At 60.7% G+C, this 9833-nt stretch carries 7 protein-coding genes and 1 riboswitch; of the genes, 6 read left to right on the forward strand and 1 reads right to left on the reverse strand.

What is annotated here, in order from left to right; all coding sequences use genetic code 11:
- The first annotated feature begins 42 nt into the window (after window positions 1-42).
- Both Q0J81_RS01800 and Q0J81_RS01805 read left to right on the forward strand, forming a co-directional pair.
- Window positions 43-2022: an FAD-dependent oxidoreductase gene (locus tag Q0J81_RS01800; protein WP_294445702.1), complete on the forward strand. Its 1980-nt coding sequence runs from the start codon at window positions 43-45 to the stop codon at window positions 2020-2022.
- Window positions 2023-2040: 18 nt separating this feature from the next.
- Entirely contained in the window at window positions 2041-3843 is a 1803-nt protein-coding gene (locus tag Q0J81_RS01805) for a [FeFe] hydrogenase, group A (protein ID WP_294445703.1), read from the forward strand.
- Between the two features lie 97 nt (window positions 3844-3940).
- On the opposite strand, the gene Q0J81_RS01810 is transcribed toward Q0J81_RS01805, so the two are convergent.
- Window positions 3941-4450: a GNAT family N-acetyltransferase gene (locus Q0J81_RS01810; RefSeq protein ID WP_294445705.1), complete on the reverse strand. Its 510-nt coding sequence runs from the start codon at window positions 4448-4450 to the stop codon at window positions 3941-3943.
- A gap of 636 nt (window positions 4451-5086) precedes the next feature.
- A riboswitch (glycine riboswitch) is annotated at window positions 5087-5171 on the forward strand.
- A 147-nt stretch (window positions 5172-5318) separates the two neighbouring features.
- On the opposite strand from Q0J81_RS01810, the gene gcvT reads away from it, so the two are divergent.
- From gcvT to gcvPB, 4 genes are all read left to right on the forward strand, one after another.
- The gene (gcvT, locus tag Q0J81_RS01815) at window positions 5319-6401 is read left to right on the forward strand and encodes a glycine cleavage system aminomethyltransferase GcvT (RefSeq protein WP_294445706.1); all 1083 of its coding nucleotides are present in this window, start codon (window positions 5319-5321) and stop codon (window positions 6399-6401) included.
- Window positions 6402-6526: 125 nt separating this feature from the next.
- Complete coding sequence (gcvH, locus tag Q0J81_RS01820) at window positions 6527-6910, forward strand: glycine cleavage system protein GcvH (RefSeq protein ID WP_294445707.1); 384 nt, start codon at window positions 6527-6529, stop codon at window positions 6908-6910.
- A gap of 2 nt (window positions 6911-6912) precedes the next feature.
- Window positions 6913-8232, forward strand: a complete 1320-nt coding sequence (gcvPA, locus tag Q0J81_RS01825; RefSeq protein WP_294445708.1) for an aminomethyl-transferring glycine dehydrogenase subunit GcvPA — start codon at window positions 6913-6915, stop codon at window positions 8230-8232.
- On the forward strand, window positions 8229-9680 hold the full coding sequence (gene gcvPB / locus Q0J81_RS01830) for an aminomethyl-transferring glycine dehydrogenase subunit GcvPB (protein WP_294445709.1): 1452 nt from the start codon (window positions 8229-8231) through the stop codon (window positions 9678-9680). Before gcvPA ends, gcvPB begins: the two co-directional genes overlap by 4 nt.
- The last annotated feature ends 153 nt before the right edge of the window (window positions 9681-9833 follow it).

Here is a 9833-nt window from a genome sequence, read left to right on the forward strand (position 1 = left end):
GCAACCATTGCTCATACCGCCCAACTAAGGAGGCTTTGCCATATGCCGCAGCTGATTTACGGAGTCTGGGACAATGTCGTGTACGACAACCGCGGCTCCGCGGTTCCCACCGCTCCCGAGGACCTGCCGCTGGACCTGTTCGACCAGTTCAACGAGGGAAATCCCACGGAAATATTCCTCAGCAACCGGGGCTTTCTGGTTTTCTCCCGCACGGCAAGTCTTGTCTGGGCGCTGTGGAAACATCATCAGCGCCTTGCTGCCGAATCCTGCGGCAAATGTTCCCCCTGCCGCGCCGGCTCTCCCATCCTTGCCCAGGAGCTGGAAAAGGCCTGCCGAGGGGAGCTCGTGCACTGGGAAGAAGTGCGCGACATCACCGAGCAGATGCATGAGACCTCTCTGTGCGGCGTAGGACGAACGGGAACTACTCCCCTGCTTGACGCCCTTTCCCATTTTCCCGATGAACTGCGCCCCTTCCCCTTCCACGGCGACGCAGGCTTCTATTCCGTGACCACCAGCCCCTGCATCGAGGCCTGTCCCAGTCACGTGAACGTCCCCCGCTACATCGACTATCTCCAGGACGGCCACAACGACCTTGCCGCCGGCGTGGTTCTCAATCATTACCCGCTGGCCGGAAGCTGCGGTCGCGTATGCGTACGCTACTGTGAAAAGGCCTGCCGCCGCAGTCAGGTGGACGCCCCGGTAGACATCAAGAACCTGAAGCGCTTTGCCGCCGACGAAACCATTGTGCCCGGCATTCTCAAGCCGGAACCCTGCCCCACCACGAAAAACAAGCGCGTAGCCGTCATCGGCGCAGGGCCCGTGGGCGTAACCTGTGCCTATCAGCTTCTGGAAACGGGATATCCCGTGGACATCTATGAGGCCCATGACAAGGCCGGTGGCATGGTCCGCTACGGCATTCCCTTCTACCGTCTTCCCAAGAACGTGCTCATGCAGGAAAACGAGCTCGTCAAGGACATGGGCGGCATGTTCTTCTTCAATCAGAAACTCGGTCGCGACTTCAACATCGACGACCTGTTCAGGCGCGGCTACAAGGCCGTGTTCATCGCCACGGGCTGTCCGCTCGGCGGCTACCTCGGCATGGAAGGCGAAGACACGAGCATTCCCGAGTATGAAAACGGCATAGAATTTCTGGAAAAAGTGCACGACGCACTTGAAGCCGGCGTCACTCCCGAACTTGACGGCGACGTGGTGGTCGTGGGCGGCGGCAACGTGGCCATGGACTGCTGCCGTTCCGCCGTGCGCATGACGAAGGGCAAGGTGCATCTTGTCTACCGCCGCACCGAGTCCGACGCGCCGGCTGATCGCGAAGAAATCGTGGAAGCCGGCCGGGAGGGCGTGGAGTTCCACTTCCTTTCCGGACAGGACCGTCTGGTGGTGGAAAACGGAAAGATCACCGGACTGCAGTGCGTGAAAATGCAGCAGACCGAACCTGACGAAAGCGGTCGACGCGGCGTAAAGCCCATCCCCGGTTCGGAATTCGTCATTCCCTGCGACTACGTCATTGCCGCCATCGGCCAGAAGAGCGATCCTTCCATGCTCACCGAAGCCGACGGCATTGCTCTCGACCGCAAGAAATGCATCATCGTGGACGAATACCAGGCCACCTCGCGGCCCGGCGTGTTCGCGGGAGGCGACGGCACCACCGGCCCGCGCACCAAGGGACCGAGCGTGCTCATCCACGGCATGGCGCAGGGCTCCATCGGCGCGCAGGCCATCGCGAGCTACCTTGAATACGACAGACCGCCGTTCCTTGCGCGCGAGCGCATAAGCCAGCTCATTCGTCAGGCCGGACTCTTCGGCGACGATCCTGTCTGCGGCCAGGAAAAAAAGCCGCGCGTACGCCTGAACGAACTCACCCCCGCCGAGCGCGACCACAACTTCAAGGAAGTGGAACTCGGCATGTCGCAGGAAGAGGCCTGGCAGGAAGCAAAGCGCTGCATGCGCTGCTACCGCATCCTGTCCGTGGTCACCCGCTCCCCCATCCCCGGCTTCAAAGCCTAGTTTATGAGAGAACCCGCCATGAACGCATCCATCAACGGACGTGAATACACTTTCGAGCCGGGAGAAACCATCCTTCAGGTGGCCCGGCGCAACGACATCTTCATTCCCACCCTCTGCCATTTTCAACCGCTCAACCACAAGCCCGGCACCTGTCGCGTCTGTCTTGCCCAGGTGACCGACAGACACGGCCGCACCGAAATGGTCACCACCTGCAACACCCCCATGGAAGAAGGAATGCGCGTGGATACCATTTCCTCCCACGTGCGCAGGATGCAGCGCCTTCAGGTTGAGCTCGTGTTTGCCGATCATGATCAGGACTGCGCGGCCTGTGCCCGTCACGGCGACTGCGAACTTCAGGATCTTGCCGAATACGTGGGACTTTCCACCAACCGCTTTGCCCCTCGCCTTCCGCACGATCGTCCTCTCGACAATACCATGCACGGCATGGTGCGCGACATGAGCAAATGCATACGCTGCCTGCGCTGCGTGGAGGTATGCCGCAAGGTGCAGGGCGTGGCCGCCCTCACCGTGGACGGCACGGGCACGGGTACGCACATAGGCGTGGGCATGGCCCCCAGCCAGAACACTTCCGCCTGCATACAGTGCGGTCAGTGCACGCTGGTATGTCCCACCGGCGCGCTGGCCGAACTTGATGAAAACGACGAAGTTCTCGACTTTCTCGCCAACCCCGAGCTGACCACGGTGTTTGCCTTCGCTCCCTCGGTGCGCGTGGTCATGGGCGAGGAATTCGGTCTTGCTCCCGGTGAAAACGTGGAAGGCAGAATAGTGGCTGCCCTGCGCCGTCTCGGTGCGGACATCGTCATCGACACCGACTTCGCCGCCGACGTGGTCATCATGGAAGAAGGCACGGAACTGCTCGGACGCATCAAAAACGGCGGCAGACTTCCCATGTTTACGTCATGCTGCCCCGGCTGGGTCAACTATGCGGAAAAGCACTGTCCGGAAGTTCTGCCCTACGTGTCCACCACTCGATCCCCGCAGGCCGTATCCAGCTCGCTCGTCAAGAGCTATCTTGCGGAAAAGACCGGCATTTCTCCCCGAAAAATACGCAACATCTCCATCATGCCCTGCACGGCCAAAAAGGATGAAGCTGCCCGCTCCCAGCTCTATGTCGGCAGTCATCCCGACACCGACGTGGTCATCACCGTGCGCGAGCTCGCCCGCCTGCTCCGCCGCAGCGGCATAGACCTCGCCCGCCTGGAACCTGAACCCTTCGACAATCCCTACATGAGCGACTCCACCGGTGCGGCCGTCATATTCGGCACTACCGGCGGTGTCATGGAAGCAGCGGTGCGCACCGTGTACGCCGTGCTCAACCACAGGGAACTGCCCGGCGTCAGCGTCATGCCCGTGCGCGGCGTGGAAGGCCTGCGCGAGTCCGACGTGGATCTCGGCAAGGAGCACGGCGTCATCAAGGTAGCCGTGGTGCACGGACTCGCCAATGCCCGCAAGCTCGTGGAACAGGCCGTGGCCGGGACATCGCCCTATACCTTCATTGAAGTCATGGCCTGTCCCGGAGGCTGCGTAGCCGGCGGCGGCACCTGCCGCATCAAGCAGGACTACCAGCCTCACACCGGAAAACGACAGAAGGGTCTTTACGCCATCGACAGCCATATGCCCCGCCGCCAGTCCCACAACAACCCGCAGGTCATCAAGCTCTACGACGAGTACCTCGGCGAGCCCAATTCCCACAAGGCGCACGAGCTGCTGCACACCCATTACACCGACCGCAGCAAGGTACAGACCGAGAGCATTTCCGCAACCAAGAAGAAGCTCACGCTCACCGATCAGTCGGCCTGAACGACCGCCGTCTGCGCATGAAAAAGGGCCGCCCTTTCCGGGGTGGCCCTTCCTTTTACCGTACCTGCTTCGGCTTTTCCGCAGATTACCGAGACTGTCAACGCCCCCTTTTCTCTGCCCCGAAAGCTTCTGGCTGGCGGGCAAGATTCTGCAGCGTATCTCCGGCTATTCTGTACACCGTCCAGTCCTTCATGGGTTCCGCGCCAAGGGAAAGGTAAAAATCAATGCTCGGTCTGTTCCAGTCGAGGCACCACCATTCCAGACGGCCGCAGCCGCGTTCCACGGCAAGGGAGGCAAGCTTCTTCAGCAAAGCCTTCCCGTATCCTCTGCCGCGGCATTCCGGCCGGACGTACAAATCTTCCAGATATATGCCCGCCCTGCCGAGAAATGTGGAAAAATTATGGAAGAACAGGGCGAAACCGACTTCCCTGCCGTTTTCAAGGACAAAGAGGACTTCGGCCTTCTTCCGGTCAAAAATCCATTCTTCCAGTGTCGTCTCATCCGCGACGACTTCGTGCCGCAGCTTCTCATACTCTGCCAGTTCCATGATGAACTGCAAAATCAGGGCGGTATCCTTTCGTTCCGCAAATCTGAAACTGAATTCCACGTTGCATCTCCTCCCTGCCCCTGCGGGGCAGATCCGGTTATAACGCAATTTTTCCGCCGGGGACACCTGCCAGCCCGATGCCTCCGCGCGCCGCGCCTGCATATCTCCGCCGCACCGCGACAATTCAGGTTCCCCAAAGCCGCCGTCTCCTTTCTCCGCGCCGAGATCCGACCGGCCGCATCCTTTCGTTCCTCGCCGCCGTACTCAACCTCTCCTTCGGCGAGTGCTCTCCCCCGCAGATCCCCTTTCCCCGCTGCAATCCCGTCTCTTCGCCCTGTGTTTTTCCTCCCCCCCTCCCTTGCGCATTCCCCCTCCGTTCCGCCCGCCTTCTGCGCCCTGCGCCTCTCCCTTTTCCTCGCCGCTGCCTCGCACACTCCTGATTCGTACCCCGCGCCGACGGGGGCGCCCCGTCCTTGCCCCGCCTCCAAAACACTTCCGTTCCAGCCCTGCACTCCAGGCTCACATTCCTGTTTCACTCGTGAAAAAATACGCTTTTCCCGTGAAATCACAAAACTTTTTTCATCAACATCCGTCCACGCGCTTGACCTGCCCCGAGGGCCGTGGTAGATTGTCCTTGAATTAAAGAACAGCGCAAGCTGCTCTGCCAAAGCGCATAGAGATCCGGCATGGACTTGGTTGAAGAAACCGGGAGAGATCACCCTTGCAGGGTGACGCCGAAGGGGCCGCAAAAACTCTCAGGCAAAAGGACCGGTTTTGGACAAACTCTGGAAAGCAGGTATGCACCCATGAGGCAATCCGCGCGGCGGAGAATCTTTCAGGTTGGTAACAGAGGCACAGAGGACGAAGTGATTCGTCTGCTGTGCCTCTTTTTTTTATTTCGTTTTTTTGTTTTGCAGGAGAAGGTTCCATGGAACTGAAAACCCCTCTTTATGACGTGCACGTTGAAGAAGGCGGAAAGATAGTCCCCTTTGCGGGCTATCTGCTTCCCGTGCAGTATGCAAGCGGCGTCATCAAGGAACATATGGCCGTTCGTCAGGCGGCCGGCCTGTTCGACGTGTCCCATATGGGAGAAGTTCTCTTCACCGGCCCCACGGCGCTCGACACGCTGAACCACCTGCTCACCAACGACTTTACGAACATGCCAGCAGGCAAGGTGCGCTACAGCGTCATGTGCAACGACAGGGGCGGCGTCATTGACGACCTTGTGGTCTACAAGTTCTCCGACGAGGAATACCTCGTCGTGGTCAACGCCGCCAACCGGCACAAGGACTACGCCCATATGGCCGCCAACCTTCTGCCCGGCACGAAGGCCGAGGACATTTCCGACTCCGTGGCACAGCTCGCTCTTCAGGGACCCGCCGCCCCGGCCATTCTCGCAAAGCTTGTTCCTGCGGAAAAGCTGCCTCAGAAGTACTATACCGCCGTGCGCGACGTGGACATTGCCGGCATGAAGTGCCTGGTCTCCCGCACGGGCTACACGGGCGAGCTCGGCTATGAAATCTATACTGCGCCCGAAAATGCCGTGAATCTCTGGAAAACCCTGCGCGAAGCCGGCAAGGACGATGGACTCATTCCCTGCGGACTCGGCGCACGCGACACCCTGCGCCTTGAGGCCGCCATGCCGCTGTACGGCCACGAAATGGACGAAACCATTACTCCCTTTGAAGCCGGACTCGACTTCGGCGTGAAAATGGGCAAGCCCGACTTCATCGGCAAAGCCGCGCTTGAAGCATCGGGCAGACCTTCCCGCGTACGCGTAGGCCTTGAAATCACGGGACGCGGCATTGCCCGCGAGCATCAGCCCGTGTTCATCGGTGATGAGCAGATCGGCATGACCACCTCGGGCACGCACTGCCCCGCCGTAGGCAAGGCTCTTGCCATGGCGCTTGTGGATGTTTCGCACAGCGAGCCCGGAACACAGGTAGACGTCGATGTGCGCGGCCGCCGTGTCGGCGCCGTCATCGTGCCGCTTCCCTTCTATCATCGCTAGAGAGGCTCCGACCGGGAGGCTTCTGACGTTCTCAATCCTGCGCCATGCGGGCCGAATCTTCCGGGCGGTTATTTTTCCTTCCGAATCCCCTACCCGAACCTCTATCACACACTCCGGAGGCTACCATGTCCAACATCCCCGCCGAACTCCAATACACCGCTTCTCATGAATGGATAAAGAACGAAGACGGCCTTGTCGTCATCGGTCTCACCGACTTCGCTCAGAGCTCCCTCGGCGACATCGTGTTCATCGACCTTCCCCAGGAAGGCGACGCCGTCACCATGGGCGACTCCTTTGCCGATGTGGAATCCGTGAAGGCCGTCTCCGGCGTGTTCAGCCCGGTTTCCGGCACTGTGGCCGCCGTGAACAGTGCTCTCATCGACAATCCTGCCCTGCTCAATGAAAACCCCTACGACGCCTGGCTCATCAAGGTTTCGGACGTTACCAATACCGGCGAGCTGCTGGATGCCGCCGCCTACGAGGCCGTGTGCAAGTCCGAGGAGGCCTAAACATGGGCAGCTACATCCCTTCCACGGCCGAAGAGCGGAAGGTCATGCTGGAGCAGCTCGGACTCGGCTCCATGGAGGATCTTTACTCCGTCGTTCCCGAGTCCGTGCGAGTACGCTCCCTGAACCTTCCCGAAGGCCTGAGCGAAATGGAAGTGTCCCGCACCATGCGCGGCCTCGCGGACAGGAACGTCCGCTTCCGCAGCGTGTTCCGCGGGGCTGGCGCATACCGTCATTACATTCCCGCCATCGTGAAGACCGTGACCTCCCGCGAGGAATTCGTCACGGCCTATACCCCCTATCAGGCGGAAATCAGCCAGGGCGTGCTTCAGTCTATTTTTGAATATCAGACGCAGATCTGCGAGCTCACCGGCATGGACGTATCCAACGCCTCGGTGTACGACGGGGCCGTGGCCGCGGCCGAAGCCGTGCTCATGTGCCTTGAACGCCGCAAAAACGGCGTCATCCTCGCCGGAACCGCCGATCCGCAGACCATCACCACGGTACAGACCTACTGTGAAAGCCGGAGCGTTCCCGTCACGGTACTGCCCGTGAAAAACGGCGCCACGGACCCGGCCGACCTTGCCGCCTCGCTTTCCGACTCCTCGGCCTGCCTTTATGTGCAGAGCCCGAACTACTACGGCGTGCTTGAGGACATGGATGCTCTTGTGGCAGCCGCCCACGACGCCGGAGCACGCGTAGTCATGGGAGCAAATCCCATTTCCCTCGGCCTCTTGAAGACCCCCGGCGAATACGGAGTCGACATAGCCACGGGCGAAGGCCAGCCTCTCGGCATGCCTCTCGGCTTCGGGGGGCCGTACCTCGGCTTCATGGCCTGCAGAAAGGAACTCATGCGCCGGCTGCCCGGCCGCATTGTGGGCGAGACGCAGGACCACGAGGGACGCCGCTGCTTCGTGCTCACTCTTCAGGCCCGCGAGCAGCACATACGCCGCGAAAAGGCCTCATCCAACATCTGCTCCAACGAAGCGCTCTGCGCCATGACCGCCTCGGTGTACCTTGCGGCCATGGGGCCGCAGGGCCTCGCCCGCGTGGCGGAAAACTGCGCGGCCCACGCCCATTATCTGGCTGCGGAGCTCTCCCGCATCCCCGGCTTCTCCCTGCGTCACGAAGGCAGAGAATTCTTCCATGAATTTCTCACGGACTGCCCCATGGACGGCGAAAAGCTCTGCTCGAAGCTTGCCGAAAAGGGCATACTCGGAGGCCTTCCCGTGGAAGGCGGCATTCTGTGGTGCTGCACTGAGCTTTGCACCAGGGGCGACATGGATGAACTCATTACCGCCATCCGGGAGGTGTGTGCACAATGAAACTTCTGTTTGAAAGAAGCCGTCCCGGTCGCCGGGAGTGCCTGATTCCCGCCTGTGACGTGCCTGCAGCGTCGTTTTCCCCCGCCGTGCTGCGCGCCTCGGCGCCTCGTCTGCCGGAGATTTCGGAAATAGACCTCGGACGGCATTACACCGAACTTGCCTCGCAGACCCACGGCGTGAACAAGGGTTTCTATCCCCTGGGCTCCTGTACCATGAAGTACAACCCCAGAATCAATGAAGAAATGTCCGGACTCCAGGGTTTTGCGGACATCCATCCGCTCCAGCCTGCAAACACGGCCCAGGGCTGCCTTGAAGTGCTGTTCGAGGCCGAAAGGCTGCTTTGCGAAATCACCGGCATGGACGGCATGAGCTTCCAGCCCGCCGCCGGCGCGCACGGCGAATATACCGGCCTTCTGCTCATCCGCCATTATCATCAGTTGCGGGGCGATACCGCCCGCACGAAGATTATCGTGCCCGACTCCGCCCACGGCACCAACCCCGCATCGGCAACCATGGCAGGCTTCACCGTGGTTTCCGTGCCCTCCAACGAGAAGGGTGGCGTGGATCTCGAGGCGCTCAGAAAGGCCGCAGGGCCGGACACCGCCGGTCTCATGCTCACCAACCCCAACACGCTTGGCCTTTTTGACGAGAACATCCTCGAAATCACGCGCATCGTCCATGAAGCCGGAGGCCTCTGCTACTACGACGGCGCCAATCTGAACGCCGTCATGGGACACGCCCGCCCCGGCGACATGGGCTTCGACTGCGTGCATCTCAATCTGCACAAAACCTTCTCCACGCCTCACGGCGGCGGCGGTCCCGGCAGCGGCCCTGTGGGATGCAAGGCCTTTCTCGAACAGTTCCTGCCCGCTCCCCGCGTGTGCAAAAAGGAAGACGGGACCTTCGACTTCGCCACGCCCGAGCACAGCATGGGCCGCGTGCGCAGCTTCTACGGCAACTTCCTTGTGGTGGTGCGCGCCCTTACCTACATTCTCACCCTGGGACGCGAGGGCATTCCCGAAGCTTCGGCCATGGCCGTGCTCAACGCCAACTACCTCATGAAGAAGCTGTCCGGTCACTACGACATGGCATATGACACCATATGCATGCATGAGTTCGTCATGACCTTGGAAAAGCTCAAGAATGACACCGGCGTCTCCGCCATGGACGTGGCCAAGTCGCTGCTCGACTACGGCATTCACCCGCCGACCATGTACTTCCCGCTCATCGTGCACGAAGCCCTCATGGTGGAACCCACGGAAACTGAAAGTCCCGAAACGCTGGACGGTGCTGCCGAAGCGCTTCTTGCCATTCTCGACAAGGCAAAAAGTGACCCGGCCTATCTGCACGACGCACCTCACTGCTGTCCCATAGGCAGGCCCGATGAAGTGCGCGCAGCCCGTACCCCCGTGCTGCGCTACGACTTCGACGCCGCAAAAGAAAAATAACCCCTCGAAACCGGGCCGCCCCGCGGCCCGGCGCTGCGGCGGCGTACCGGAACAACTTCGGCACGCCGCCTCTTTTTTTCTGAAAAAACGGAATGTTTCCCGCGTGTTCTTCTGTCTCCAGCTCTCCCCTGAACCGTCTGCGCCTGAAAACCC

Origin of the sequence: uncultured Mailhella sp. (assembly GCF_944324575.1) — a bacterium.
GTDB lineage: Bacteria > Desulfobacterota > Desulfovibrionia > Desulfovibrionales > Desulfovibrionaceae > Mailhella.

What these genes read in the sequence shown, in the direction of transcription:
- Q0J81_RS01800 (WP_294445702.1), top strand. Translation starts at nt 43, where the DNA reads ATGCCGCAGCTGATTTACGGAGTCTGGGACAATGTCGTGTACGACAAC.
- Q0J81_RS01805 (WP_294445703.1), top strand. Translation starts at nt 2,041, where the DNA reads ATGAACGCATCCATCAACGGACGTGAATACACTTTCGAGCCGGGAGAA.
- gcvT (WP_294445706.1), top strand. Translation starts at nt 5,319, where the DNA reads ATGGAACTGAAAACCCCTCTTTATGACGTGCACGTTGAAGAAGGCGGA.
- gcvH (WP_294445707.1), top strand. Translation starts at nt 6,527, where the DNA reads ATGTCCAACATCCCCGCCGAACTCCAATACACCGCTTCTCATGAATGG.
- gcvPA (WP_294445708.1), top strand. Translation starts at nt 6,913, where the DNA reads ATGGGCAGCTACATCCCTTCCACGGCCGAAGAGCGGAAGGTCATGCTG.
- gcvPB (WP_294445709.1), top strand. Translation starts at nt 8,229, where the DNA reads ATGAAACTTCTGTTTGAAAGAAGCCGTCCCGGTCGCCGGGAGTGCCTG.